The sequence below is a fragment of the Cryobacterium sp. W22_MBD10_FK3 genome (assembly GCF_052113745.1).
In the GTDB taxonomy this organism is placed as follows: Bacteria; Actinomycetota; Actinomycetes; order Actinomycetales; family Microbacteriaceae; genus Cryobacterium.
The window spans coordinates 172,969-198,651 of record NZ_JBGQOH010000001.1; the positions used below are offsets into that span (position 1 = coordinate 172,969).

General features: G+C 68.4%; 24 protein-coding genes. 11 read left to right on the forward strand and 13 right to left on the reverse strand.

Annotated elements, in window-relative coordinates; translation table 11 throughout:
- Nucleotides 1–8: 8 nt before the first annotated feature.
- From ACEN2M_RS00805 to ACEN2M_RS00815, 3 genes are all read right to left on the reverse strand, one after another.
- Entirely contained in the window at nucleotides 9–857 is an 849-nt protein-coding gene (locus ACEN2M_RS00805) for an SMP-30/gluconolactonase/LRE family protein (protein ID WP_441646238.1), read from the reverse strand.
- Between the two features lie 53 nt (nucleotides 858–910).
- Nucleotides 911–1,075 carry a hypothetical protein gene (locus ACEN2M_RS00810; protein ID WP_441646239.1) on the reverse strand — a complete coding sequence of 55 codons (165 nt, stop codon included), beginning with the start codon at nucleotides 1,073–1,075 and terminating at the stop codon, nucleotides 911–913.
- Nucleotides 1,076–1,166: 91 nt separating this feature from the next.
- The gene (locus ACEN2M_RS00815; protein ID WP_441646240.1) at nucleotides 1,167–1,892 is read right to left on the reverse strand and encodes an SOS response-associated peptidase; all 726 of its coding nucleotides are present in this window, start codon (nucleotides 1,890–1,892) and stop codon (nucleotides 1,167–1,169) included.
- An 84-nt stretch (nucleotides 1,893–1,976) separates the two neighbouring features.
- Between ACEN2M_RS00815 and ACEN2M_RS00820 the strand changes: the two genes are divergently transcribed.
- The 5 genes from ACEN2M_RS00820 (at nucleotide 1,977) to cspE (ending at nucleotide 9,101) form a co-directional block, all read left to right on the forward strand.
- The gene (locus ACEN2M_RS00820; protein ID WP_441646241.1) at nucleotides 1,977–2,714 is read left to right on the forward strand and encodes a hypothetical protein; all 738 of its coding nucleotides are present in this window, start codon (nucleotides 1,977–1,979) and stop codon (nucleotides 2,712–2,714) included.
- Between the two features lie 4 nt (nucleotides 2,715–2,718).
- Nucleotides 2,719–4,371 (forward strand): DNA polymerase Y family protein, encoded by a 1,653-nt coding sequence (locus ACEN2M_RS00825; RefSeq protein WP_441646242.1) that lies wholly within the window; start codon nucleotides 2,719–2,721, stop codon nucleotides 4,369–4,371.
- A gap of 24 nt (nucleotides 4,372–4,395) precedes the next feature.
- Nucleotides 4,396–7,797 carry an error-prone DNA polymerase gene (locus ACEN2M_RS00830; protein ID WP_441646243.1) on the forward strand — a complete coding sequence of 1,134 codons (3,402 nt, stop codon included), beginning with the start codon at nucleotides 4,396–4,398 and terminating at the stop codon, nucleotides 7,795–7,797.
- A gap of 10 nt (nucleotides 7,798–7,807) precedes the next feature.
- Nucleotides 7,808–8,647 carry a DUF3097 domain-containing protein gene (locus tag ACEN2M_RS00835; RefSeq protein ID WP_441646244.1) on the forward strand — a complete coding sequence of 280 codons (840 nt, stop codon included), beginning with the start codon at nucleotides 7,808–7,810 and terminating at the stop codon, nucleotides 8,645–8,647.
- Nucleotides 8,648–8,897: 250 nt separating this feature from the next.
- A complete protein-coding gene (gene cspE / locus ACEN2M_RS00840; protein ID WP_035840308.1) occupies nucleotides 8,898–9,101 on the forward strand; it encodes a transcription antiterminator/RNA stability regulator CspE in 204 nt (67 codons plus the stop codon).
- 174 nt (nucleotides 9,102–9,275) lie between these two features.
- Here the strand turns inward: cspE and ACEN2M_RS00845 are convergent, their stop codons facing one another.
- A complete protein-coding gene (locus tag ACEN2M_RS00845; protein ID WP_066595420.1) occupies nucleotides 9,276–9,755 on the reverse strand; it encodes an Lrp/AsnC family transcriptional regulator in 480 nt (159 codons plus the stop codon).
- A gap of 117 nt (nucleotides 9,756–9,872) precedes the next feature.
- Nucleotides 9,873–11,684, reverse strand: coding sequence for a DEAD/DEAH box helicase (locus tag ACEN2M_RS00850; RefSeq protein ID WP_441646610.1), 1,812 nt, complete (start codon nucleotides 11,682–11,684; stop codon nucleotides 9,873–9,875).
- 163 nt (nucleotides 11,685–11,847) lie between these two features.
- On the opposite strand from ACEN2M_RS00850, the gene ACEN2M_RS00855 reads away from it, so the two are divergent.
- Nucleotides 11,848–12,663 (forward strand): SGNH/GDSL hydrolase family protein, encoded by an 816-nt coding sequence (locus ACEN2M_RS00855; RefSeq protein WP_441646245.1) that lies wholly within the window; start codon nucleotides 11,848–11,850, stop codon nucleotides 12,661–12,663.
- Here the strand turns inward: ACEN2M_RS00855 and ACEN2M_RS00860 are convergent.
- Both ACEN2M_RS00860 and ACEN2M_RS00865 read right to left on the reverse strand, forming a co-directional pair.
- Nucleotides 12,660–13,883 carry a D-alanyl-D-alanine carboxypeptidase family protein gene (locus ACEN2M_RS00860; RefSeq protein ID WP_441646246.1) on the reverse strand — a complete coding sequence of 408 codons (1,224 nt, stop codon included), beginning with the start codon at nucleotides 13,881–13,883 and terminating at the stop codon, nucleotides 12,660–12,662. The genes ACEN2M_RS00855 and ACEN2M_RS00860 overlap by 4 nt on opposite strands.
- A gap of 63 nt (nucleotides 13,884–13,946) precedes the next feature.
- Nucleotides 13,947–14,750, reverse strand: coding sequence for a TrmH family RNA methyltransferase (locus tag ACEN2M_RS00865; RefSeq protein ID WP_441646247.1), 804 nt, complete (start codon nucleotides 14,748–14,750; stop codon nucleotides 13,947–13,949).
- A 164-nt stretch (nucleotides 14,751–14,914) separates the two neighbouring features.
- On the opposite strand from ACEN2M_RS00865, the gene ACEN2M_RS00870 reads away from it, so the two are divergent.
- Nucleotides 14,915–15,766 carry a Sir2 family NAD-dependent protein deacetylase gene (locus tag ACEN2M_RS00870; RefSeq protein ID WP_441646248.1) on the forward strand — a complete coding sequence of 284 codons (852 nt, stop codon included), beginning with the start codon at nucleotides 14,915–14,917 and terminating at the stop codon, nucleotides 15,764–15,766.
- 25 nt (nucleotides 15,767–15,791) lie between these two features.
- A complete protein-coding gene (locus tag ACEN2M_RS00875; RefSeq protein ID WP_441646249.1) occupies nucleotides 15,792–16,361 on the forward strand; it encodes a histidine phosphatase family protein in 570 nt (189 codons plus the stop codon).
- Between the two features lie 6 nt (nucleotides 16,362–16,367).
- Here ACEN2M_RS00875 and ACEN2M_RS00880 read toward each other — a convergent pair whose 3' ends face one another.
- Together ACEN2M_RS00880 and ACEN2M_RS00885 are read right to left on the reverse strand one after the other, a co-directional pair.
- Nucleotides 16,368–17,453, reverse strand: a complete 1,086-nt coding sequence (locus ACEN2M_RS00880) for a glycosyltransferase family 4 protein (RefSeq protein WP_441646611.1) — start codon at nucleotides 17,451–17,453, stop codon at nucleotides 16,368–16,370.
- 17 nt (nucleotides 17,454–17,470) lie between these two features.
- Nucleotides 17,471–18,400, reverse strand: coding sequence for an alpha/beta fold hydrolase (locus tag ACEN2M_RS00885; protein ID WP_441646250.1), 930 nt, complete (start codon nucleotides 18,398–18,400; stop codon nucleotides 17,471–17,473).
- Between the two features lie 146 nt (nucleotides 18,401–18,546).
- Here ACEN2M_RS00885 and treS point away from each other — a divergent pair, with 146 nt between their 5' ends.
- A complete protein-coding gene (treS, locus tag ACEN2M_RS00890; RefSeq protein ID WP_441646251.1) occupies nucleotides 18,547–20,244 on the forward strand; it encodes a maltose alpha-D-glucosyltransferase in 1,698 nt (565 codons plus the stop codon).
- Nucleotides 20,245–20,326: 82 nt separating this feature from the next.
- On the opposite strand, the gene ACEN2M_RS00895 is transcribed toward treS, so the two are convergent.
- The 3 genes from ACEN2M_RS00895 to glgA all read right to left on the reverse strand — a co-directional run bounded on the left by ACEN2M_RS00895 (nucleotide 20,327) and on the right by glgA (nucleotide 22,717).
- Nucleotides 20,327–20,578, reverse strand: coding sequence for a type B 50S ribosomal protein L31 (locus ACEN2M_RS00895; protein WP_066595443.1), 252 nt, complete (start codon nucleotides 20,576–20,578; stop codon nucleotides 20,327–20,329).
- A gap of 134 nt (nucleotides 20,579–20,712) precedes the next feature.
- Nucleotides 20,713–21,495 carry an ABC transporter ATP-binding protein gene (locus tag ACEN2M_RS00900; protein ID WP_441646252.1) on the reverse strand — a complete coding sequence of 261 codons (783 nt, stop codon included), beginning with the start codon at nucleotides 21,493–21,495 and terminating at the stop codon, nucleotides 20,713–20,715.
- A 40-nt stretch (nucleotides 21,496–21,535) separates the two neighbouring features.
- Nucleotides 21,536–22,717: a glycogen synthase gene (gene glgA, locus ACEN2M_RS00905; protein WP_441646253.1), complete on the reverse strand. Its 1,182-nt coding sequence runs from the start codon at nucleotides 22,715–22,717 to the stop codon at nucleotides 21,536–21,538.
- Between the two features lie 81 nt (nucleotides 22,718–22,798).
- On the opposite strand from glgA, the gene glgC reads away from it, so the two are divergent.
- Nucleotides 22,799–24,043: a glucose-1-phosphate adenylyltransferase gene (gene glgC, locus ACEN2M_RS00910; protein ID WP_441646254.1), complete on the forward strand. Its 1,245-nt coding sequence runs from the start codon at nucleotides 22,799–22,801 to the stop codon at nucleotides 24,041–24,043.
- Entirely contained in the window at nucleotides 24,040–24,687 is a 648-nt protein-coding gene (gene serB, locus ACEN2M_RS00915; RefSeq protein WP_441646255.1) for a phosphoserine phosphatase SerB, read from the forward strand. The genes glgC and serB overlap by 4 nt, the downstream gene beginning before the upstream one ends.
- 131 nt (nucleotides 24,688–24,818) lie before the next feature.
- Here serB and fabG read toward each other — a convergent pair whose 3' ends face one another.
- Nucleotides 24,819–25,529 (reverse strand): 3-oxoacyl-ACP reductase FabG, encoded by a 711-nt coding sequence (fabG, locus tag ACEN2M_RS00920; protein WP_441646256.1) that lies wholly within the window; start codon nucleotides 25,527–25,529, stop codon nucleotides 24,819–24,821.
- Nucleotides 25,530–25,683 lie beyond the last annotated feature (154 nt).

The following is a 25,683-nucleotide window of genomic DNA, read 5'->3' on the forward strand; positions in this document are numbered from 1 at the left end:
CGGATGCGTCACCCGGCGTAGGGCTTCGCCGCACGTCCCGCAACGCCCGGGCTCGCCGTGAACACCGAACCGGCCAACGGGTCCTCCCCCGGGGCGACGTCTTCGCGGGACGTCGTGATGAACAGTTGGCGCAGGTCATCACCGCCGAAGGTGCACGCGGTGACCTTGCGCGCGGCAACGTCGATGACCTCGTCGAGGGTTCCCTGCGGTGAGTAGCGGCGCACCGCACCACCCGCGTACAGGGCAACCCAGACTCCACCCTCGCTGTCCACGGTGAGGCCGTCCGGAAACCCCTCGTCGGAGGGGATCTCCACGAAGGGGCGCAGGCCCGTCAGCCCGGTCTCCGGCGCCCAGTCGAAGACGCCGATCCGGCCGGTCGGAGTGTCGTTGTAGTAGGCCAGCGTGCCGTCAGGGCTCCACTCGAGGCCGTTGGAAATGGTCACGTCGTCCAGGACCAGATCCACCGACCCATCCGCCGCGAGCCGGTACAGCGACCCGGCACCGGTGCGTTGGTCGTAGGCCATCGAGCCGCAATAGAACGAGCCGTCCGGTGCGCTGCCGCCGTCATTCATCCGAACGCCGGGGTCGGACCAGACCTCCGGCAGCCGGGTCAGGGTGCCGTCGGGGTCCTCCAGCGCGAAGCCGCGTTCCAGGGCGATCACCGCACCGCCGCCGACCCTGGGTCGCAGAGCCGCGGCGATGGTGTCCACATGCCGTCGGGTCAGGGTGCCGTCTGCGGCCAGGGACAACACGTCTCCGGCGAAGAGGTCCACGAGGCGCAGTCCGCCCCAGGCCGGTGAGTAGACGGGACCCTCACCGTGGAAGGTGATCGGGTCGGTGAGCTGTTCGGCGCGCATGGATCCTCGGTGATCTCTGTTCGAGCCGCTCGGCGACCCTCGTCTGGGGAAGGTCAGTTGCGCAGGGCGCGCATGGGAATGGCGACGGCGGCGCTGACCGCCAGGATGCCGGCGAAGAAGATCGCGCCCTGCCAGGCGGTCACTGTGAAGGCCAGACCGAACAGCCAGAGGCCGAGGACGAAGACGGCCATCGCGATGACGAAGGTAAGAATGGGCATGGAAAGGTCCTCTCGACGGTGCCACGAAAGCTTATCCGGGCTCAATTCGAGCGTACTGGTTCGCCGCCTGCAGCGGGGCGGTGCACGCCGGTCAGGCGCTGTAACCGACCTCGCGCTCCGGACCGACCGGGTCGATGAGTTCGGGAGCGTCGCCGGAGACCGGTGCCACCTGGTAGAACGCCAAGCCGGCGGCCGCCTCGGTGGACGCCTCCACCACGGCGTCGACGAGAGCCTGATCGCCGTCGGCGTGCGGGTCCAGCCACCGGTCCCAGCACTCCTCGGGCAGCACCACGGGCATCCGGTCGTGGATGTCGGCGAGGGAGCCCTGGGCAGGTGCGGTGAGGATCGTGGCGGTCAGCACCCAGCGGGCCGGGTCGTCCGGGCCGAGGGTGGGATTGCGCCACCACGAGTACAGTCCCGCCAGCGCCAGGGGCAGGCCGTCGTCGGAGTGCACGAAGTAGGGGGTCTTGACGGTTCCCACGGTTTGCCACTCGTAGTAGCCGGCGACGGGCACGATGGCCCGGGTCTTGGCCAGGGCGGTGCGGAAGGTCGGTTTTTCACCGACGGTCTCCGCCCGGGCGTTGAAGGTGGCGAAGGCGGCGGTCAGCTCGGGGGAAAAGGTCGGAACCAGCGACCATCGAGCCGGTTCCAGACGGCGAACGACCGGGTCGGACTTCATCGATTCGAGCACGATCGGGATCTGCTCGGTCGGTTTGACGTTCCAGGACGGCTCCGGCAACTCTCCGGCCTCGTGCTCGATGTCGAACATGGCGGCGAGGTCAGGCGCCGAATCGGTAATGATGAATCGCCCACACATAGGCTCAGGTTATCGTGCGGCCGAGGCCGAACCTGGTTATCCACACCGGTTGACTAAATCGAATCTGTGTTCGAAAATTAGGGGGTGTCCATTCCTCTGACCTCCGTACCGCGCGTCGCGGGCCCCGCCGGGGCCGCCGCCGAGCGGGTCAGTGAGCTGCAGGCCCGCATCCACGGCATGCAGCGCGACCGCTTCGCCTCCGGCGGCCGGCAGCTGCCCGGCAGCCTGGGCCGGCTCCTGCCGGAGGGGGCCCTGCGCACCGGCGTGGTCTACACGATCGAGAATTCCACGTCTCTCGTCATGGCCGTGCTGGGCGCTGCGGCCGCCGATGGTGGCTGGAGCGCGGTGGTGGGTGTGCCCGACTTCGGCGCCGAGGCCGCGACGGGCTTCGGCATCGACCTCGAACGCCTGGTGCTCGTGCCTGACCCGGGCGACCAGTGGCTGGCGGTCACGGCGGCGCTCGTCGATGTGCTGCCCCTGGTTGTCGTGCACCCCCAGCGCCCTGTGGGCGATACCGAGGCTGCCAGGCTCGGTGCGCGCCTGCGGCAGACCGGCTGCACCCTGATCGTGGCGGGCAGCTGGTCGCAGAGCGAGGCCGACCTCCGGGTCACCGGCACCCGCTGGGACGGCCTGGGCTCCGGGCACGGATACCTGTCCGGTCGCGAGCTCACGGTAAGCGTCACCGGGCGGAACGGCAGCGGCCGGCGTCGGTCGGAGCGCGTGCGCCTGCCCGACCTCCCCGCCGCTGAGCCTGCACCCGGCCCGCTGATGCCCGCCGCGCCGTTGCGAGCAGATCTGCCCCGGCATCCGGCAACCGGGTGAGACCATGAACCGCGAACGCACTCTCGTGCTCTGGTGCCCGGACTGGCCGGTCCGCGCCGCGCGCTCGGCCTCCGATCTTCCCGCAGACGCTCCGCTGGCCCTGATCGACCGCGGGCTGGTATTCGCCTGCTCACCCGAGGCGCGACGCCTGGGCGTTCGGCGTGGCCTGACCGTGCGGGAAGCCCAGTTCCGCTGCACCGACCTCGTCGTGCAGCCCTACGACCCCGCACTGGACCGGCGGGCCTTCGACCCGATCCTCGACGGACTCGAGCAGATCACACCGGGACTGGCCGTGCTGCGTCCGGGCACCTGCGCCATCCGGGCGAGGGGCCCGGTGCGCTATTACGGCGGTGAGTCCGCGGCGGCCCTGGCGATGCTCGACTACCTGAACGGGGCCGGTCTCCCCGAGTCGAGGGTGGGAATCGCCGACGGGCCGTTCGCCGCCGAGCAGGCGGCGCGACGCGGCGTGGCCCGCCCACCTGCCGGCGCCCAGGGTGAACGTGCTGTCCTGGACGACCGTGAGGATCGGGTGCAGATTGTTCCGCCCGGTGAGTCCGCCGCCTTCCTGGCGCCGCTGCCCGTGGCGACGGTCGCCGAAGCGGCGCTGGGCACCCTGCTGGCCAGGCTGGGCGTGCACACCCTGGGCCAGTTCGCGGCCCTGCCCGCGCTCGACGTGCACCGCAGGTTCGGAGCCGCGGCCGCGCAGGCGCATGCCAGGGCGGCCGGGCGGGAGCGGGAGGAGGTCGTTCCGCGCACCCCCACGCCGGTGTTCGACCGCGGCCAGGAGTTCGAACCGGCCCTGGATCGCATCGACCAGTTGGCCTTCGCGTTGCGCACCACTGCGGACTCCTTCGTGCAGGCACTGCGCGAGCAGACGCTGGTCTGCACGGGTGTGTCGATCCTGGTGAGCACCGAAGACGGACTGCTCACCGAGCGAACCTGGCGGCACCCCCGCTGGTTCACGGCGTCTGACCTCATCGACAGGGTGCGCTGGCAGCTGCAGGGCGAGGGCAGGGCAGACTCCGGCCTGGCCGCTGCCGTCGTGCGGGTGGTCTTCTCGCCCGATCAGGTCGACGCCGTCGCGAACCACGAGGACGGCCTGTGGGGCACAGGGCCGGACGAACGCATCCATCACGCTCTCACCCGGGTGCAGGGCTTGGTGGGCCATGCCGGCGTGGTGACGGCGGCGATCGGGGCGGGGCGGATGCTGGCCGACCGGCAACGGTGGGTGCCCTGGGGCGACGACGTCGCGGGCAGCCCCGGGACGGGCCGGGGCCGGAGTTCCGGCCGTACCCCCGGCGGCAGGGCGCAGCCCTGGTCAGGCAGCCTCCGTGACGTGTTCCCCGCCACGGTGTTCCGCGGCCGCCGTCCGGTGACCCTGGTCGCGGCGGATGGCCGTGCCGTGGCCGTGGATGACCGCGGCGGTCTCGACGGTGAGCCGCAGCGGTTCTCGCCTGAGCGGCTCAGTGACGGGGCCACCCGGAACGACCTGCGCCGAGTGCAGGCCTGGGCCGGCCCGTGGCCGGTGTTCGAACGCTGGTGGGATACCGATGCGGTGCGGACGGTGCAGCGGATGCAAATCGTTGATGAGAACGATCAGGCCTGGTTGCTGGTCCTGGACGACGACGGTTGGCGAGCCGAGGCCCGCTATGACTAGACCCCGAGAGGACGAGTAACCCGCATGGGTTTCAACAACCCGCCGATTCCGTGGTCGGAGCTCGAGCGAAAGCTCTCCGACCGCCGGCCAGGCGGCCCGCCGCCGGAGGCCGACGGGGGCGACAGCCCGGCGTGGAGCAGACACCGTCAGCCCTACGCCGCCGAGGCTCCCCCACGGCCTCCCGCCGGGAGCGTCGCTGCCTACGCGGAGTTGCACGCCCACTCCAACTTCAGCTTTCTCGACGGCGGAAGCTCGCCGGAACGACTCCTCGAGGAGGCCGGTGCGCTCGGCCTGCACGGCCTCGCCCTCACCGACCACGACGGGTTGTACGGCGCGGTCCGCCTCGCCGAAACCGCGGAGAGCTTTCCGGACCTCCGCACGGTCTTCGGCGCCGAGCTGTCCCTCGGGCTGACCCGGCGGCAGAACGGGGTGGCAGAAGTCGAAGGCACCCACCTCGTCGTGCTCGCCCGCGGCCAGGAGGGCTACCACCGCCTCGCCGCCGCGCTCACCCACGGCCAACTCGCCGGCGGGGAGAAGGGCCGGCCCGTGTATGAGCTCGAGGAACTCGCGGAGGCGGCCGACGGCCACTGGAGCATCCTGACCGGCTCCGACTCGGGCGCGGTCCGCCAGGCGCTCCACGAAGACGGCGAGCCGGCGGCGGCCCGGGAGCTGGACCGGCTCATCGCCCTGTTCGGCCGGGATGGCGTCAATGTCGAACTCGTCGACCACGGCCGCCCGCAGGACTCCGTCACCAACGACAGGCTGGCGGCACTGGCCGCCCGGGCCGGCCTGCCGGTGCTCGCCACCAACAACGTGCACTACGCCCGCCCGGCGGACTTCAGGCTGTTCTCCGCCCTGGCCGCGGTGCGCGCCCAGCGCAGCCTCGACGACATGGACGGCTGGCTGCCCGGCGCGCCCACCCAGCACCTGCGGAGCGGGGCGGAGATGGCCGGCAGGTTCGGCCGGTATCCCGGCGCGGTGTCCCGCACGGTGCCGCTCGCTGACGAGCTCGGCTTCTCGCTGCGCCGGGCCAGGCCCCGGCTCCCCCGCCAGCACGTTCCCGACGGCCACACCCCGATGAGCTGGCTGCGCCACCTGGTGTGGGCGGGCGCCGAGCGGGCCTATCCGGGCTACAACGCCAATGTGCGCGACCGGCTCGAGAAGGAACTGGCCGTGATCGAGGCGAAGGACTTCCCCGGCTACTTCCTGATCGTGCACGACATCGTGCAGTTCGCCCGGCGCCAGGGCATCCTCTGCCAGGGCCGGGGTTCCGCGGCGAACTCGGCGGTCTGCTTCGTGATCGGCATCACGGCGGTGGACTCGATCTTCTATCGCCTGCCCTTCGAGAGGTTCCTGTCCAGCCTGCGCGAGGAAGAACCGGACATCGACGTGGACTTCGATTCCGACCGCCGCGAAGAGGTGATCCAGTACGTCTATGAACGCTACGGGCGCCTCAACGCCGCCCAGGTGGCCAATGTCATCACCTACCGGCCCAAGTTCGCGGTACGGGACATGGCCAAGGCGCTCGGCTACAGCACCGGCCAGCAGGATGCCTGGTCCAAGCAGGTGGAGCGCTGGGGCGCCACGGTGTCGAGCCCCGACCACGACATTCCCGACCAGGTCGCCGACCTCGCCGGACAGGTACTCGGTTTTCCCCGCCACCTCGGCATCCACTCCGGTGGCATGGTGCTCACGGACCGCCCCGTTGGGGAGGTCTGTCCCATCGAACACGCCAGGAAGGAGAACCGCACGGTTTTGCAGTGGGACAAGGACGACTGCGCCTGGATGGGCTTGGTCAAGTTCGACCTGCTCGGTCTGGGAATGCTCGCCGCCCTGCAATACACCTTCGACCTGGTCCGGGGGGCGCTGGGCGAGGACTGGACCCTGGGCAGTATCCCGCGGGAGGAGGCAGGAGTCTATGACATGCTCTGCCGCGCAGACTCGATCGGCGTGTTCCAGGTGGAGAGCCGGGCCCAGATGGGCACCCTGCCGCGTCTGCAGCCGCGCCGTTTCTACGATCTCGTCGTGGAAATCGCCCTCATCCGGCCCGGACCCATCCAGGGCGGGGCGGTGCATCCGTACATCCGGCGCAAGTTGGGTCAGGAACCGGTGACCTACCTGCATCCGAAACTCGAGCCGGTCCTGGAACGCACCCTGGGGATTCCGTTGTTCCAGGAGCAGCTCATGCAGATGGCCATGGCTGTGGGCGGCTGCAGTGCAGAGGACGCCGACCTGCTTCGCCGGGCGATGGGCTCCAAACGCGGGGTGGAGAAGATCTCCTCGTTGCGCGCCACGCTGTACCAGGGCATGGCCGGCAACGGCATCACCGGTGAGCTGGCCGACGAGATCTACGAGAAGATCGAGGCGTTTGCGAACTTCGGTTTCGCCGAGAGTCACTCGATCAGCTTCGCGCTGCTCGTCTACGCGAGCGCCTGGCTGAAGCTGCACTATCCGGGTGCCTTCCTCGCCGCGCTGCTCCGCGCCCAGCCGATGGGGTTCTACTCGCCGCAGTCGCTGGTGGCCGACGCCCGCAGGCACGGAGTGCAGGTGTTGCGTCCGGATGTGCAGCTCTCCGGAGTCGATGCGGTGCTCGAGGCGCTGCCAGGCGGCGCCGGCGACCCGGCCGGACGGCCGGGCTGCCTGGACCACGAGCAGCCCCAGGTGGCGGACTTCGACCGGACTCTTCCCGTGGAGGATCGTGCCCACCGCAGGGACGGCGGCCTGGCCGTGCGTCTCGGGCTGGCGGATGTGCGCTCGATCGGCGCGACGGTGGCCGAGCGGATCGTGACCGAACGGGCCGGGTTCGGTCCGTTCCGCTCCATGAACGACCTGGCCAGACGCGCGCGGCTGAGCAGCGAACAGCTCGAATCCCTGGCCACGGCCGGAGCCTTCGAGGGCATGGGGCTCGAACGCCGACAGGCACTGTGGTCGGCCGGGGAGGCCGCTGCCGACACCGACGCCCACCTGCGGGGCACCTTCGAAACCGTGCAACCCCCCTTGCTGGCCCTGATGACACCGGTGGAACAGGTTGCCTACGATCTCTGGGCCACCGGCGTCTCCACCGACGACCATCCGATCCGGCACGCCCGCGCCGCGTTGCGGGCCAGGGGCGCCCTCGCCGCGAATGAGCTGGCGAGCACCGAGAACGGCCGCCGCATTGAGGTTGGTGGTGTCGTCACCCACCGCCAGCGGCCGGCCACGGCGAACGGAGTCACCTTCGTCAACCTGGAGGACGAGACCGGAAACGTCAACGTCGTGGTGAGCGTCGGGGTGTGGAACCACTTCCGTAGGATCGCCAGGGAATCCCCCGCACTCATGATTCGCGGCATCCTGGAACGCTCGCCTGAGGGCGTCGTGAACCTCATCGCCGACAGATTCGAGCCCCTCACCGTGGCGGCCCACACGTCCTCGAGAGACTTCCGCTAGCGTCGATTCAGTGAATGAAGACCGCTACTCCAATGACGTGCTCGCCTCCGGATGGCGTGAGGTGGGCCGACGGGTCGTCCCTCACCAGGAGGCCGTGCGGGACCTTGTGGTCGAGGAGGTCGCCACCGGCTTCTGCGGTGCCGTCATCAGGGTCGAGAAGAAGGTCGTGACCCTCGAGGACCGGCACGGCAAGCTGCGGTTGTTCCCCCTCGGCGGCGGCTTCCTGCTTGACGGCGAGCCGATCGTGCTCGTGCAGCCGCGGGCGGTCGCCCCGGCCGGCCGGGGGCGCACAGCCTCGGGTTCGATGGTCGTGGCGGATGCGCCGGCCCGGGTGGCCAGGGCCAGCCGGATCTTCGTCGAGGGCCGCCACGACGCCGAACTGGTGGAGAAGGTGTGGGGTGCCGATCTGCGGATCGAGGGCGTGGTCGTCGAATACATCGAGGGGGTGGACAACCTCGCCGAACTGCTGGCCGAATTCAAGCCGGGGCCGACACGCCGGGTGGGGGTGCTCGTCGACCACCTGGTTCCGGGGTCCAAAGAGAGCCGTATCGCCGAGGCCGTCGCCCGCGGACCGCACGGCCGGCACGTCCTGGTGGTCGGGCACCCCTATGTGGACGTGTGGCAGTCGGTCAAACCCGCTCGATTGAATTTGCCGGTCTGGCCGCAAATCCCGCGCAACATCGAGTGGAAGCACGGCATCTGCGCCGCCCTCGGCTGGCCGCACGACGACCAGGCCGACATCGCCAGGGCGTGGCAACGCATCCTCGGTCAGGTGCGCACCTACGCCGACCTCGAACCGGCACTGCTGGGCCGGGTTGAGCAGCTGATTGATTTCGTCACCGTCGATTGACGCTGCCACCGGCCCAGTTTGGGCATTTCTGTCAGAATTCGTAACACTTTGATCGCTTTTTCGCACAGAACTCCACGGAGACCGAGCGATGTGGGCTAGTGTTGTCGAAGTAGTTGTAGTGCTTGCACGTCTAAAAAACGTATTGACTTCGGTCGGTACGGGCTTATTCCTTTCGGAAGCGGACGACGAATACCGCGACGAACGGTCCCGAAAGTCGGGGCCTTTCTAACACTCCTGGAGGAGTTTCATAATGGCAACAGGTACCGTGAAATGGTTCAACGCTGAAAAGGGCTTCGGATTCATCGCTCCCGACGACGGAAGCGCCGATGTCTTCGCGCACTACTCTGCGATCGCTTCGAACGGCTACAAGTCGCTCGACGAGAACCAGAAGGTCGAGTTCGAGGTAACCCAGGGCCCCAAGGGTCCCCAGGCCGAGAACATCCGCGCCCTCTAAATAGAGCTGCGGCAGCTCAACGAGCTGCTGGCAACGCCCTCGCTTCGGCGGGGGCGTTGCTTTTTTAACCCCGATCCCAGAGACAACTGTTTCCCGTGCGGACAACTGCACCCGGCGCACCGGGTGCACTCGTCCGCAGCGGGAACAGTCGTCCCGGCTCCGGGCGGCGACGCGCTACTTGACCAGGTCCTGCCAGCCGTCTCCGTCGACGTACTCGAAGATCAGGTTGGTCTCGGTGTGTGCCACCGCCGGATGCTCCGCGAGGTGCTCGAGCACGAAATCGCGCAGGTCTGACGCATCCGCCGCGGCCACGTGCAGCAGGTAGTCATCGGCGCCGGCGGTGTGGAACAGCCCGATCACCCCGGGCCAGTGCGGAGCGGCGCTGCGGAAGTCGTCGATCTGCTCCCGGGCGTGCTTGGCCAGCCGCACCGAGATCAGGGCCTGCAACGAGGCGCCCAGAGCGGCCAGGTCGATGTTGGCGCGATAGCCGCGGATGTGGCCCAGCTGCTGCAGCCGGCGCAGCCGGAGCGACACCGTGGACTCGGCGACGCCGATCTCGGCGGCCAGCGCAGCGCCGGACGCCCGCGCATTGACGGAGAGCGCGCGGAGCAGCGCCCGGTCGACGCGGTCCAGGTCGGCTTTCTTGGAATCCATACACGCTCTCTTTCGTTGAGAGCAAGTTTATCGAGCGTTCTGCGACAGCGACAGCCGCCCCTGCACCAACTGCATCACAAGGGGGTTTCGGGCGGATTACGCCGCTGGACCTGCGGGTCAGCTGCGGCCGAGCCGGCGGCGCAGCAGGTCGATGCGCTTCTGGATCTGCGTGACACTCGCCTGGGCGACCGCGGGCCCGCCGCAGAGCCGGCGGAGTTCGGCGTGCACCATGGCGTGCGGCTCCCCCGACAGCTTCGACCACATGCCCACCAGACTGCCCAGCAGTGTTCGCTGCTCCTTGAGCGTGCGATAGAGCGGGATGGGCTCCTCCGGTGCCCCCTCCACGGCGGCAGCCGCTGTGCGGCGCTCAGAGCCGCGCTTGGACTGTCGCTGTTGACGCTGGCGGAGCAGCTCGGAGACCTGCTCAGGTTCGAGCAGTCCAGGGATGCCGATGAAGTCGAATTCCTCGTCGGTGCCTGGCTCGGCCAGCTCGCCGTATTCGTCACCGTTGAACATGACCATGTCGAAGGTGGCCTGGGAGTCCAGGGCCTGCCAGGTGAATTCCTCACCGAGGTCGTCGGAGGCCTTCTCGGACTTGTTCGCGGCGGCCACCATGGCGTCTTCGGGGTTGTACATCCCGTCGTCACCGTCGTCACGGTTGCTCCGATCGAGCGCGTGGTCGCGCTCCAGCTCCATGGCGTTCGCCAGGCTCAGCAGCCCGGGAACGTTGGGCAGGAAGATCGATGCCGTCTCGCCGCGGCGGCGGGCACGCACGAACCGGCCGATGGCCTGCGCGAAGAACAACGGCGTCGACGCGCTCGTTGCATACACCCCGACGGCCAGACGCGGCACGTCCACGCCCTCGGACACCATCCGTACCGCGACCATCCAGCGTCGGGTGTTGTGCGAGAACTCGTCGATCCGGTCGCTGGACTCCTTTTCGTCGGAGAGCACCACCGTGGCCGGTTCGCCGGAGATCTCTTCGAGGATCGCCGCATAGGCCCGCGCCGTGGTCTGGTCCGTCGCGATGACCAGTCCCCCGGCGTCCGGGATCCCGTGCCGCACCTCGGTGAGCCGGGCATCCGCGGCCCGCAGAACCGCGGGAATCCACTGGCCGCTCGGCTCCAGCGCCGTGCGCCAGGCCTGGGAGGTGATGTCCTTGGTGTTGCCCTCGCCGAGCTTGGCTTCCATCTCGTCGCCGGCCCGCGTGCGCCACTTCATGTGTCCGGCGTAGACCATGAACATGACCGGGCGCACGACGCCGTCCTCGAGAGCACGGCCGTACCCGTAGTTGTAGTCGCTCTGCGACAAGCGGATGCCGTGCTTGTCGGGTAGGTAGGTCACGAACGGGATCGGCGAGGTGTCCGAGCGGAACGGGGTTCCGGTGAGGGAGAGCCGGCGGGTGGCCGGGTCGAAGGCTTCGCGGATCGCGTCGCCCCAGCTCAGAGCGTCTCCGCCGTGGTGCACCTCGTCCAGAATCACCAGGGTGCGGCTGGCCTGGGTCAGTTCGCGGTGCAGGGCCGCGCGGGTTGCCACCTGCGCGTAGGTGACGGCGATGCCGTGGAAGTGGCTGCCGTAGCGGCCGTGCGCGTTCTTGAACCCGGGGTCGAGCCGGATCCCGGCGCGGGCAGCCGCATCCGCCCACTGGCGCTTGAGGTGCTCGGTGGGCGCGACCACGGTGATGCGGTCGATGACCCGGCGGGCGCGGAGCTCCGCGGCCAGCCGCAGCGCGAAGGTGGTCTTGCCTGCGCCCGGTGTTGCGGCGGCGAGGAAGTCGCGCGGCTGGTGCTGGAAATAGGCCTCGAGGGCCTCGGCCTGCCAGGCACGCAGCTTGCTCGCGGTGCCCCAGGCGGCACGTTCGGGGAAGGCCGGGGACAGGTGTTCTGCCGCGCTCGTGCCCTGGGCAGGCCCCTGGGTGGGGCCGTACACGGGCGGGGTTTCCACGGCGTCGGGCAGGGACAGGAATCCGGGTTCAGTTCTCTCCCGGTTCGAGGGTTCCCGGAAAGCGGATCCGAAGTCAGGTGGAGTAGTCACTTCATAAGAGATTACCAACGTCTGAGCCGACATCTGCCCGACGGGGCAGAATGAGGTCATGTCGAAGCAGCAACATCCGTGGTCTCGCTACGTCGCCGTGGGCGACTCGTTCACGGAGGGAGTCGGTGACCCGGAACCGGCCAGCCCCGGCGGCAACCGCGGCTGGGCGGACCGGGTGGCCGAAATGCTCAGCCTGGGCTCGGACGATTTCGCCTACGGCAATCTTGCGGTGCGGGGCAAGCTGATGAACCAGATCCTGGCCGAACAGGTGGCGCCGGCGTTGGCGCTGCACCCCGACCTGATCACCATCTCGGCCGGCGGCAACGATGTGCTGCGTCCGGGCAGCGACCCGGATGCCATCGCCGCGAAGCTCGACGAAGCGGTCACCCTGCTGGGCGCGGAGGGCGCGACGGTTGTGGTCTTCACCGGCACGGATGTGCGCTTCTCCCCGGTGCTCAGGGGGCTGCGGGGCAAGGTCGCCATCTACAACGAGAACATCCGTACCATCGCGTCGGCACACGACGCGATCGTCGCTGACCTGTGGTCGCTCAGTGCTGCTCAGGACGCCCGGATGTGGGCCCCGGACCGGCTGCACCTCAACCCGCTCGGTCACCACACGGTGGCCCGGATGGTGCTGGACGTGCTCAATGTGGCCAACCCGCTGGAGCCGCTGCTGCCGGAGCCGATGCCCGGCGTCACCTGGCGGCAGGCCCGCACCGAGGACCTCGCCTGGGCGCGGGAATACCTCGTGCCCTGGGTGCTGCGCCGGGTGCGTCACCAGTCCTCGGGGGACCACATCCTGCCCAAACGTCCTGCCGCCGACCCGGTGACCAGGCTCGACGACCCGGCAGAACCGGAGCGGGGAATCGGTTAGACGTCGCCCGGGTGCGTCCAGCGCCAGAACGGCCCCGGATCGGTGATGGTCTGATCGAGCACCAGAGGCACTGTGACCGTCTCGGCGCCCACGGTCACGTCAACACTGCCGACGGGGTCGCCCTCGTCGCCCAGGGTGACTTCGGCGATGTCGACGGTGCTGGTGACCGGCGTGTCCGACCACACCACGGTGGATTCCGAGGTCTCGGCGACGGCCTGACCGGTCTGGCCCCAGGGCGTCGTGAAGGTGCCGAACGAGGTCCCGGCTTCCACCAGCGTCACCGTACGGAAACCGGGCTCCACACTCCCGATGAGACTGAGGATGCTCTCGTTCAGCTCGCTGTGGGTCTCCCCGCCGAGCACCACGCCCACGAGGGTGACCGAGGTGTCGCCGACGGGCACGTCCACCGCGAAGAGCAGGCAGGCGCCGGCCTCGTCGGTGGTGCCGGTCTTGATGCCGTCGACGCCGTCGACGCCCAGCAGCTTGTTGGTGTTGACGACGGTTCCCACCGTCGGGATGACGGCACTGGGCATGGCCACGATGCTCGCCAGGGCCGGGTTCGCCATCACGAGCTTGCCTATGGCCACCAGGTCGGCCGGGTTGCTCACGCTCTGGGCGGAGATGCCGCTGGTGTCCGCGACGGTGGTGCCGGTGAGGCCGTTCGCGGCGAGGTAGTCCGCGGCAGCGGTCAGGTAGGCGTCCACGGAGCCGAACGCCCACACGGCCAGCGAGACGCTGTAGTTGTTTGCCGACGGAATCAGCATCGTCTCGAAGGCCTCACGCTGACTGAGCACCATGCCGGACACGACGGGCGCGACAGATCCGTTCTCCGCGATCGCGTCGTAATAGATGTCGACGTCCTTGTCGGTGAAGGTGATCTCGGGCCCGACCTCGTCGCCGGCCAACGGTTTGGCGTCGAGGATCACCAGGGCGGTGACCATTTTGGTGATACTGGCGATCGGAACCGAGGCCTGATCGCCGCTGGAGCCCAGGACCCCGTCGAAGCCGACGGCGCCGATCGCGCCGGCTCCCTGCTCAGGCCAGGCGGGGGCGACGGCCGGCTGGGTGAGTGCGGGCGGTTCGGTGAGGGCCGCGGCCACGCTGGAGACCGGGGCGAGACCCGTGCTGGTGAGATAGGCGGCGGCAGCGAGGACCACGGCGAGCACGCCGAAGAAAGCGATTCGCCGACGGCGGTAGACCTGGCGTCGGGAGAGGGGCATTCGATGATTCTAACCACCGCTGTCCAGACCGGCCTGCAGGGTTGCCGCGCGCCAGGGAAAAGGCTAGGCGCGCAGGGCGTACAGGGCCACCGCACTGGCCGACGCCACGTTCAGCGAATCCACGCCGTGCAGCATCGGGATCGTGAGGACGGTGTCGGCAACGGCCAGGGCGGTGCGGCTCAAGCCGTCACCCTCGGTGCCGAGGATCAGCGCCACCCGTTCCGGCGGATCGATCGCGAAGGTATCCAGGGAGACCGCGTTCTCCGCCAGGGCCAGGGCCGCCAGATGGAAGCCGTTCTCCTTCAGGACCGGAGCTGCCTCTGACCATTCCGGGAGCCGGGTCCAGGGCACCTGCAGCACCGTTCCCATGCTCACTCGCACACTGCGACGGTACAACGGGTCGGCGCAGCGCGGCGTGATCAGCACGGCGTCGGCACCGAGCCCGGCCACAGACCTGAAGATCGCTCCGACATTGGTGTGGTCGACGATGTCCTCGAGAATCACGATGCGCCGGGCACCGCGGATGATGTCGGCCACAGACGCCAGGTCGGGCCGGTGCATGGCCGCCAGCGCGCCTCGGTGCAGGTTGTAGCCGGTGAGCTGCTCCAGGAGCGCCGCCGAGCCCACGTAGATCGGCACCTCAGGCCAATCCGCCAACAGGCGCTGCGCCTCGGCCAGCCACTGCTCCTGCACGAGAACCGAGCGCGGGCGGTGCCCGGCGGCCAGGGCCCGGCCGATGACCTTGGCCGACTCGGCGATGTACAGACCGTTGGCCGGTTCGGACACCCGCCGCAGGGCCACATCGGTCAGGCGCGAGTAATCGGCCAGGCCGGGCGCATCGAGGTCGGTAATCGGGACGATCTGCACGGAGGCCGCCGCCTTTCTGAGAGGTGTCTGTCACGCGAAGGCCGGGGCCGGAACCCCGAACCGCAACACAGCCGAAAACTGACCAGTTTAGACTCAGAGGACAACGTTGCCGCACCAGTTCCCTGAGGGGCTGAGCGGGCGGCGCGGGACGAGGATGGAGCACCATGACGGCCGAGACTGTCCTGACGACATCGGCGGCAGCCGGCAAAGACCTCGACGCTGTTGCCGGGATCCTGCGCGGCCGGCGGACAGCCGTGCTCACCGGTGCCGGGGTGAGCACCGACTCCGGAATCCCCGATTACCGGGGCGCGGGCGCCCCGGTGCGTGTGCCGATGACGTTCCAGACCTTCCTCGCCGACGAGCGGGCCCGCAAACGATACTGGGCCGGAAGCCACCTCGGCTGGCACCGCTTTCGCGCCGCCGAACCCAATCTGGGCCACCGGTCCCTGGTGGCGCTCGAAGCCGCCGGCCTGGTCAGCGGCATCGTCACCCAAAACGTTGACGGCCTGCACACCAGGGCCGGGTCCCGCCACGTCGTCGACCTGCACGGCTCGATGGACCTGGTCGTCTGTCTCTCCTGTGGCCAGGCTTTCGGCCGGGACAGCATCGCGGCGCGCCTGGAGGCGCACAATCCGGTGCTGGCGAACCCGGACCAGGTGGAGATCGCCCCGGACGGTGACGCGATCGTGGTCGACATCGACGACTTCGTCGTGCCGGACTGCTCGGTGTGCGGCGGACTGCTCAAGCCCAATGTCGTCTTCTTCGGCGAGTTGGTGCCGACGGGAAAGTTCACAGCGGCGGCGGCCCTCGTGCGGGCGGCGGATGCCCTGGTGGTGGCGGGCTCCTCGCTCGCCGTGAATTCGGGAATCCGGTTGCTCGAGTTGGCCCGGCGTCGCAAACTACCCATCGTGGTGATCAACCGCGGCGCCACCAAGGGCGACGCGCGTGCGGTGGTTAAGCTGGAGGCAGGCACGTCGGAGACGTTTGCCGGGTTGGTGACTCGCCTCACCGACTAGCCCACCTCGAGCAGAAGGCAGCGTTGTGACCACCAAGCTCGCCATCGTCCGGCACGGCCAGACGGACTGGAATCTTCAGAAACGCATCCAGGGCAGCACCGACATCCCGCTGAACTCCACCGGTCGGGCGCAGGCCGCCGAAACCGGCCTGCGGCTGAGCGGCTCCCGCTGGGATGCCATCGTCACCAGTCCCCTGCTCCGGGCGCACGAGAGCGCACGGATCATCGCCGGCGAACTGGATCACCCGGCGCCGCTGGTCGTTCCGGAGCTGACCGAGCGGCACCACGGCCAGATCGAGGGGCTCACCTTCGCGGAACGTCAGGCACGGTTTCCGGACGGCTCGACGGTTCCGGGTCTGGAAACCCGGCAGGCGGTGCTCGATCGAGTGCTTCCGGCGCTGGAGCGCATCGCGGTGGCCTACCCGGGACGGGAGGTGGTGGTGGTCTGCCACGGTGGGGTGATCGGCACGCTGCTGCGCTACACGACGGCCGGTGAACGACCGGCCGCCGGTGAGCTCATCCCCAACGGCTCTGTGCACGATTTTCTCTGGCAGGGCGGCCGGCTCGAACTGGAAAGCGCCGTTTCGACGCGCTGACCGCGCTCAGCCGCGGCGGGAAGCGGCCTGGGTGCTCTGCAACACCCGCAACAGCCGTGCGGCGGACTCGGCCCAGGTGAATCGTCCGGCCTGCTCGACGGAGAGCTCTGAGCGGCGGGTCCACTCCCCCGGCGCCTCGAGGTTCCGCACGGCGTCGGCCAGCGCCTCGGGGTCCAGCGCCGGAACGTAACCGGCCGCGGCGCCGCCGATCTCCCGGAAGATGGGGATGTCGCTGACGATCACCGGAATCCCCAGGCTCATGGCTTCGACCAGCGGGATGCCGAATCCTTCGTCGAGGGAGGCCGTGACAAGTGCGGTGGCGCCGGAGAGCAGGGCGACGTACTCCTCGTCGCTGACACCGTTGTGGAACACCAGCGTGGCCTGCGGAGCGAGAGCCGAGAGCCGGGCACGTTCGGCGTCACCGATGCGGCTGAGCAGGTGCAACTCGTAGCCGGGCAGGGCGGCAGCGGCCCGCACCAGGGTGTCCACGTTCTTGTACGGCATGAACGAGCCCATGTACACCAGGCGTTTCGTCGCCGGTCCCTGGCGGGCCGACGACACTCCGGCCCCGGCGACGGAGTCGGCGGCGTTGGGCACCACGGACACCGGGCGCCGGGTGAGCCGGTGGCGGGCGATGAGAGCGCCGGTGGTCTCCGAGACCGTCACGACACCGTCTGACCGGTTCAGGAGCATCCGCTGGGGCACCCAGGAGAGGTGATAGAGCCGCCAGAGCAGCCGGATTCCCGCGGAGAATTCGCGCGGTGGGGTGCGGTTCCGGTAGTAGATGAGGTCGTGCACGGTCAGCACCAGGCGGTACCGCCGGCCCCACGAGCCCATGGTCTGCATGGGGCTGAAGACGATATCGGGATCCAGCCGGTTCACGGTCAGGGCCACCAGGGGTTCGAGCGGGCTGGTGGGCGAGCGCACGAGTTGCCACGGCAGCGCCGGCAGCAGGGCCAGCTGGCGGTGATCGCTGATCAGCATCGTCACCGGGTGCAGTCGGGCCAGTTCGGTGACCAGGCCGGCCGTGTACCGGCTGATGCCGTCGTGCCGGTCCGTCCGGGTGTAGCGGCAGTCGAAGACAATGCGCAGGGGGCGTTCGGCCGGGGTCATGACGGCTCGTCCACGGGCGTGTGGGCCGGGGCGACGGGTTCGAGGAAGCGGCGTAGTTCCCTGGCCGCGTCTTCGGGTACCTCGTAGTGGATGAGGTGGCCGACCCCGGGCAGAACGTGCAGCCGGGCGTCGGGGAACAGGGCGCGCAGCCCCACCTGGGCTTGCACGGGGGTGATGTCGTCTTTCTCGGCGGCGATCAGCAGGGTGCGGGTGCCGATGGCGGCGGCGTACTCGCTGACGTCGTGGCTGACCGAGGCGGTGAACGCTTCGAGGACCACGGTGCGGTCCGCGAACGCGGAGAAGTACCTGTCGTGCTGATTGTGAATCCAGCGGCGGCGTTCGCGGCTCGTGGTCTTAGCCATCGTGATGCTCATCACCCGCACGATCACCCGGTTGCGCAGCAGCGCGAAACCAAGGCGTTCGGGCAGCCTGGACGCCAGCCAGTAGTAGAACACGGCGAGGCGGGTGAGGATGCCGCGGGGCCCGGAAAGAGCGGGAGCGGCGATCGGGTTCACCAGCACCAGGTCGTCGGCCGGGAGGCCGCCCGGCGCCGCGGCGGCTGCGGCGACGACGATCGACCCGAACGAGTGACCCAGGACCACGACCCGGCCGGGAAGGGCCAGTTGCCGAAGGAATTCCGTCAACCAGGTGGCGTACGCGTCAATCGAGTGCGGCCCGGTGCGGAAGGCCGCGGACTCGCCGAAACCGGGCAGATCCGGGGAGATGATCCGGAGACCGTGCAGCTGGGCGACGACGGCTTCGAGGCCGTGGTGGTCGCCGCGGAACCCGTGCACCATCACGACGGTTGTCGATGATGCCGGGTCGCCATACTCCCAATAGCGGGTGTCGCTGCCCAGCACCGGTTGGGTGTGGGCGCGCGGGTCCATGAGGGTGAGCAGGGCGGCGAAGGGCGAGGGAACGATCATCGGTTCCAGTTTAGGCTGGCGACGACGAGGGAGCTCGACCGAAGCCGGTCGGATCGACTTAGACTCGTGCACATCAGCACCACAGACACCTGCACCATCCACTTCTGCGTCGGGCCTCGGGCCGCGTCAGGGACGGAGGGAACGCCGTGAGCTTCACCGCACCGATTCAGCTCCCAGGGTTGACGCTCGATCCACGGTGGTACCGCCGTGCAGTGTTCTACGAGGTGATGGTCCGCTCCTTCGTCGACAGCAACGCTGACGGCGCCGGGGACATGTCCGGGCTGATCTCCAAGCTCGACTACCTGCAGTGGCTCGGCATCGACGCCCTGTGGATCCCGCCGTTCTTCACTTCGCCGCTGCGGGACGGCGGCTACGATGTGGCGGACTACAGGTCGATCCTGCCCGAGTTCGGCACCCTGGAAGAGTTCAAGGAACTCGTCACCAAGGCCCACGAGCGCGACATGCGTATTGTCATCGACCTGCCGCTCAACCACACCTCCGATCAGCATCCCTGGTTTCAGCAGTCCAGAGCGCAGCCGGACGGGCCGTTCGGGGACTTCTACGTCTGGAGCGACACCGACGAGAAGTATCCGGACATCCGGATCATCTTCACCGACACCGAGGACTCGAACTGGGCCTTCGACTCGGTGCGGCGCCAGTTCTATTTCCACAGGTTCTTCTCCCACCAGCCCGACCTGAACTACGACAATCCGGCCGTGCACGACGCGATCCTGGGTGTCGTGCGATTCTGGCTGGACCTGGGCGTGGACGGGTTCCGGCTGGACGCGATCCCCTACCTGTATGAATCCGACGACGGCAACGGTGAGGGCGAGCCGCTCACCCATGAGTTCATCAGACGGCTCAGGGCGGTGCTGGACCGCGAATACCCGGGCCGCGTCATGATCGCCGAAGCCAACCAGTGGCCACGCGAGGTGGCCGCGTTCTTCGGCACCGAGGAGGAGCCGGAGTGCCATATGGCATTCGACTTCCCTGTCATGCCGAGGGTGTTCTACTCCCTGCGTTCCCAGCGGGCGGGCGAACTCGTGCGGGTGCTCTCCGAGACCACGGACATCCCCGAGGCCGCCGGTTGGGCGGTGTTCCTGCGCAACCACGACGAACTCACCCTGGAGATGGTGAGTGAGGAATACCGGCAGGCCATGTACGGCTGGTACGCCTACGACCCGCGGATGCGTGCCAACATCGGAATCCGGCGTCGCCTGGCGCCGCTGCTGGACAATTCCCGGGCTGAACTCGAACTCGCCCACGCCCTGCTGTTCTCGCTGCCGGGCAGCCCGTTTCTCTACTACGGCGACGAGATCGGGATGGGCGACAACATCTGGCTGCCCGACCGGGACAGCTCGCGCACGCCCATGCAGTGGACGCCGGACCGCAACGGAGGGTTCTCCACCGCTGACCCGGGCAAACTGTACCTGCCCGTCGTGCAGTCGCTGGTGTACAACTTCGCGCAGACCAACGTCGAGTCCCACCTGGCGCAGTCCGGCTCGCTGCTGCACTGGATCCGGAATGTCATCCACGTGCGCAAGAGCCATCCGACCTTCGGCCTGGGATCGCTGACCGTGCTCGCCACCGACCACGAGTCGATCCTGGCCTTCACCCGCAGCTACGCCGGCTCCGGATCGAGCTTCGGCGATCAGCCGGAGACTGTGCTCTGCGTGTTCAGCTTCGCCCACAACGCCGTCGCGTTCCGGCTCAGCGAGCCCGACCTCGCCGGCACCCGGCTCTACGACATCTTCGGCGGGGCGGTCTTCCCGCCGTTCGACGAGGAGGGCGGGCTCACCCTCACCCTCGGGGCGCAGAGCTTCTACTGGTTGCACTGCGGCTAGCCACACCGAAACAGGGCGACCAGCCGAAGCCGGTCGCCCTGTGGGGCGGATCCACGAAGGGATCCGAATGGAACTGGTCGGGCTACTTGCCGAAGCCCTTGTAGCGCGAGTTGAACTTCTCCACGCGGCCGGCGGAGTCCATGATGCGCTGCTTGCCCGTGTAGAACGGGTGCGACTCGGACGAGATTTCCACGTCGATGACCGGGTAGGTGGTGCCGTCTTCCCACTCGATGGTCTTCGAGCTGGAGACCGTCGAACGGGTAAGGAACGTCGCACCCGACGCGAGGTCGCGGAAGACCACGGGAGCGTATGTGGGGTGAATGTCAGACTTCATGGAGACTTCCTTGTTGCGTTTCGATGGGTGGGTTCTGGCTCGCCGGTTGCGGCAGAAAAGTGTATCGGTCACGAGGACCAGCTAGTGAGTTTAGCAGAATCTTCGGGGCAGGGATGAACAGCACCGCCGATCCGTCAGATTGCGCGTGCCGAATAGCGTCCGTCGGTCTCGGTGAGTTCGATCGGGAGGCCGAATGCCTCGGTGAGAGTGTCGGCGGTGAGCGCCTCGGCCAACGGTCCGGCACTGACCACCTTGCCGCCGGCGAGCAGCAGCACGTGGGTGAAGCCGCGCGGAATTTCCTCCACGTGGTGGGTGACCATGATGATGGCCGGGGAGTTCGGCTCGCTCGCGTAGCCGCTGAGCAGGCGCAGGAGCTCTTCCCTGGCGCCGAGGTCGAGGCTGGCGGCAGGCTCGTCCAGAAGCAGGATCTCCGGGTCGGTCATGATCGACCTGGCGATCTGCACGCGCTTCTGCTCGCCGTCACTGAGGGTGCCGAACTTACGGTCGGCGAGGTGGTCGAGCTTCCACTCGCCGAGCACGCGCTGGGCGCGACGCTCGTCGATGTCCTCGTATTCCTCGTTCCACCGGCCGGTGACCGAGTACGCGGCCGTCATCACGACGTTCAGCACGGTTTCGCCGGCCGGTACCCGTCGGGCCATGGCTGTGGAGGCGAAGCCGATCCGCGGGCGCAGTTCGAACAGGTCGCTGCCGCCCAGTGGCTCTTCGAGAACTTCGGCGGTTCCCTTGGACGGGTGGATGAGCGCGGCCGCGATCTGCAGGGTGGTGGTCTTGCCCGCTCCGTTGGGGCCGAGGATGACCCAGCGCTGATCGCCGTCGACGCTCCAATCCACTGAGTCGAGGATGGTTGTGCCACCCCGGACGACGGAAACTCCGGTGAAGTGAAGAACGTTGACCATACAGCCATGTTATCGGGCGTCGTCGGCGCCCCAGGTCACGCTAGAGCAGCGAGGCGTAAATCTCCCGGGTGCTCGCGGCGATCTGACCCCAACTGAACATTTCCTCAGCGCGCACCCGACCCGCGCGGCCCATCTGCGCCGCCAGTGCCGGGTCGGAGAGCACCTCGGTCAGGGTTCTGGCCAGATCCGCCACGAAGACGTCGGGGTCGGTGGGCGTGCCGGTTCCGTCGCTCAGCTGCTCGATGGGCACCAAACGGCCCGTGACGCCATCCGCCACGACCTCGGGGATGCCGCCGGTCGCGGTGCCCACCACGGGCAGGCCGCAGGCCATCGCCTCGAGGTTGACGATGCCGAGCGGCTCGTACACCGACGGGCAGACGAAGACGGTTCCGGCCGTGAGAACAGCAGACAACTCGTGCTGAGGCAGCAACCTGTCGATCCACACCACGCCGGAACGTTCCCGCTGCAGCGCCTCGACCAGCTGGGTGACCTCGGCGAGGATGCCAGGGGTGTCCGGGGCGCCGGCGCACAGCACGAGCTGCACCTCCGGCGGCAACAGGGCGGCCGCACGGAGCAGGTAGGGCAGCCCCTTCTGGCGGGTGATCCGGCCGACGAACACCACGGAGGGCCGGTCGGGGTCGATCCCCAGGGCACGCACCGCGGCGTCGTCCTCGGTGGGCTTCCACCGGTCCAGGTCGATGCCGTTGTAGACCACGTGCACCCTGGACTCGTCCAGTGCCGGGTAGCTGCGCAGGATGTCGGCGCGCATGCCGCCACTGACCGCGATCACGGCATCCGCGGCTTCGAAGGCAGTTTTCTCGATCCAACTCGACACCCGGTAGCCGCCGCCCAGCTGTTCGGCCTTCCAGGGTCGCAACGGTTCCAGGCTGTGCGCCGTCACAACGTGCGGCACGCCGTGCAGCAGCTTGGCGATGTGACCGGCTCCGTTGGCGTACCAGGTGTGCGAGTGCACAACATCGGCGCCCTGCACGTCCTGGGCCATCTGCAGGTCGACGCCGAGGGTGGTCAGCGTGGCGTTGGCGTCGGCCAGCTCGGCGGGCACGCCGTAGGCGAAGGTGTCGGCCTCAACCCTCTGGGCACCGAAGCACCGCACGGTGACATCGATATCGGTACGAAGGGCCTTGACCAGCTCGGCGACGTGAACGCCGGCACCTCCGTAAATCTCGGGCGGGTATTCCTTGGTGAGCAGATCGACGCGCATGCAGTAAAACTAGCGCAGGCTGAACCCAGGACACACCCCCGCGCGCTGGCCCAACCCCCCGGTTGGCCCTACTCTGAAGATATGAAGGCCAAGAAGATCTTTGGAATCGTTCTCGCAGGCGGCGAGGGAAAACGGCTGATGCCGTTGACCGAAGACCGCGCCAAACCGGCGGTGCCGTTTGGAGGGCACTACCGTCTGATCGACTTCGCACTGTCGAACCTGATCAACTCCGGTGTCACCCAGATCGTCGTGCTGACCCAGTACAAGTCCCACAGTCTCGACCGCCACGTTTCCCAGACCTGGCACGTGTCCGGCGGACTCTTCAACTCATACATCGCCTCGGTGCCCGCCCAGCAGCGGCTCGGCAAGCGCTGGTTCAGCGGGTCGGCCGACGCCATCCTGCAGAGCCTGAACCTGATCCACGACGAGAAGCCCGACATTGTGGTGGTGGTCGGTGCCGACCACGTGTACCGGATGGACTTCAGCCAAATGATCCAGGCCCACATCGATTCGGGCGCCCAAGCCACCGTCGCGGCCATCCGCCAGCCGATCTCCCTGGCCGACCAGTTCGGTGTCATCGAAGTGGATGCCGCCACGCCAGACCGGATCAAGGACTTCCTGGAGAAGCCCAAGGATGCCGTGGGACTGGCCGACGCGCCGCACGAGGTGTTCGCGTCGATGGGTAACTACGTCTTCAACGCCGACGCCCTGATCGAGGCCGTGCGCCGGGACGGCGAACGCACCGATTCCAGCCACGACATGGGCGGGGACATCGTTCCGGACTTCGTCTCCCGCGGTGAGGCCGGCGTATACGACCTCCAACGCAACGACGTACCCGGCTCGACCGACCGCGACCGCTACTACTGGCGCGACGTGGGAACCATCGACTCGTTCTTCGAGGCACACCAGGACCTGATCTCGGCCCTGCCCGTGTTCAACCTGTACAACCAGAGCTGGCCCATCTTCAGCCAGCAGTTGAACTCCCCGCCGGCCAAGTTCGTGCGCGACAGCAAAGGCTCGCTCGGCACCGCCATCGACTCGATTGTGTCGCTCGGCTGCGTCATCTCCGGCGCGCACCTCGAGCGCAGCGTCGTCGGCCCGTGGGCCGTCATCGACTCCGGCGCCCACGTCGTCGATTCCATTGTGTTCGACCGGGTGCAGATCCGGCCGGGCGCCGTGGTGCACCGGGCGATCCTGGACAAGGACGTGATCGTGGCCGAAGGCGCAGCCATCGGCGTCGACCGGGACCGCGACCTGGCCCGTGGCTTCAGCGTCACCGAATCCGGCATCACCGTGGTCGGTAAGGGCGTGCACGTCCACCCGTGATCCCTGCAGCCCGATTCCTCGTCGTCCTGGATGCCGATTCCACCCTCATCGAGAACGAAGTTATCGAGCTTCTCGCTGACGCGGCCGGTTCCCTCGCCCTGGTGGCCGAGGTGACCGACCGCGCCATGCGCGGCGAACTCGACTTTGCCGACAGCCTCCGCGAGCGGGTGGCCACCCTGGCCGGGTTGTCCACCGACGTTTTCGCGGAGGTGGGTGAACTCATCCGCCCCACCCCAGGCGTGCACGCGCTGATCTCCGGGCTGCATGCAGGCGGAAGCCGTATCGGTGTCGTCTCGGGCGGTTTCCACGAGCTTCTGGACCCGTTGGCGGCGACCCTCGGGCTTGACCACTGGCGGGCGAACCGCCTCGAGGTACGGGACGGGCGCCTGACCGGCGGGCTGGTCGGGCCGATCATCGACGCCACCGCCAAGGCGCACGCGCTCACCGAGTGGGCCGCACTGGACGGCATCGACCTGTGCAGCACCGTGGCCGTCGGCGACGGCGCAAACGACCTCACCATGATGCGAGTCGCCGGTCTGGGCGTCGCGTTCAACGCGAAACCGATCGTGCGGCGCTCCGCCGACCTCGCCATCGGAAGCGTCGACCTCAGTCAGGTGCTTCCGCTCCTCGGCCTGCGGGGCTGACCCGCCCGCGAGAGGCATAACTCCTGCAAATCTTCCCCGAAGCGGTGCTCTGCAGCGTCATTCCGGCTTTCGACTGGTCGTCGAGGAAAATTGCGGGAGTCATGCACCCGCCAGGTGGTGGTCGCGACGGGCTAGTGGCCCATGCCCAGGCCACCGTCGACCGGGATGACCGCGCCGGAGATGTAGGAGGCGTCGTCGCCGGCGATCCAGGTGACGACCCGGGCGACCTCGGCCGGGGACGCGAAGCGCCCTGCCGGGATGTTGCGCTTGTACTCGGCCTGCTGGGCTTCGGGCAGCGCCGCGGTCATATCGGTCTCGATGAACCCGGGGGCGACCACGTTGGCGGTGATGCCGCGGGCGCCGAGTTCGCGCGTGACCGACCTGGCCAGGCCGACGAGGCCGCTCTTGGAGGACGAGTAGTTCACCTGGCCGGCCGAGCCGTACAGGCCCACCACACTGGAGATCAGCACGATTCGGCCGAACCTGGCCTTGAGCATGCCCTTGGACGCACGCTTGACCACCCGGAACGCGCCGCTGAGGTTGGTGTCGATCACCGACGTGAAGTCGTCCTCAGACATGCGCATGAGCAGGGTGTCCTTGGTGATTCCTGCGTTGGCCACGACGACCTCCACGGGACCGTATGCGGCCTCGATCTCGCTGAACGCGGCGTCGATGGACGCGTAGTCGGTGACGTCGGCACGCACCGTGAGGCTACCGGCGGGGCCCTCGCCGGAGCGCGCGGTGATGGCGACCCGGTGACCCTGGGCGATGAATTCCTCGGCGATCGCGAAGCCGATGCCGCGGTTGCCTCCGGTTACCAAAACTGTTCGAGCGGTCGCCATGGCGCGGTCCTTTCAGTGGAAACGCCCGCGAAACGGCGGGCACAGATTCATTCAGCTTAGAGCGTCCCGTGATGGGACCCGGAGAGCGGGCAGTGGACGTAGGCTTGATTCAGCGCGTGGACAGGCGTATCAACACCCCGGGCAGTTGAGATCT